Raw genomic sequence first — 581 nt, forward strand, 5'->3', positions numbered from 1 at the left:
CTAGAGGCTGTTATGAACCGGCGGCGATGGCAGCAGCTTGCTTCATCATGATGCAAGCGAACGCGACGACATGCAGTCCGGCGAGTGTTTGGGCGTATCGCTCGTAGTCCTTGACGAGGCGGCGAAATCGGGTTGATGCGAATGATCGTTCGACGACCCATCGGCGGGGCAGGAAAACGAAGCCCCGCTTCGCCTCGGGCAGCTTGATGACTTCCAGCGTGATGCCGTGAGCCGCCGCTGCATTGGCAGCCCGCGCGCCGGTATAACCCTGATCGACATAGGCAATATCGACATTGTCGCCGGTGACGGTCTGCATGGTCCGCGCGAGCCGTTCGACTTCGCCACGATCCTCGGCACTGGCCGGTGTCACATGCAGCGCGAGCAGGTGACCCAGCGTATCGACCGCCATGTGCAGCTTCGATCCCTTCTTGCGTTTGCCGCCATCATAGCCGGCCCGCTCGCCGCTCTCGGGCGTGGACCGCAGCGTCCGGCTGTCGATGATGGCCGCGCTGGGTTCAGCGGTGCGACCTGCCGCCAGACGCAGCACGGCGCGCAGATCGTCCACCAACGCTTCGAAGCAT

General features: G+C 63.7%; 1 protein-coding gene. It reads right to left on the reverse strand.

All coding sequences use genetic code 11. From position 1 onward, the window contains the following. Positions 1-10 precede the first annotated feature (10 nt). On the reverse strand, positions 11-581 hold a 571-nt coding region (locus JQK15_RS26580), incomplete at its 5' end, for a transposase (RefSeq protein ID WP_214869676.1).

The sequence above is a fragment of the Sphingobium sp. BHU LFT2 genome (assembly GCF_018604485.1).
GTDB lineage: Bacteria > Pseudomonadota > Alphaproteobacteria > Sphingomonadales > Sphingomonadaceae > Sphingobium > Sphingobium yanoikuyae_A.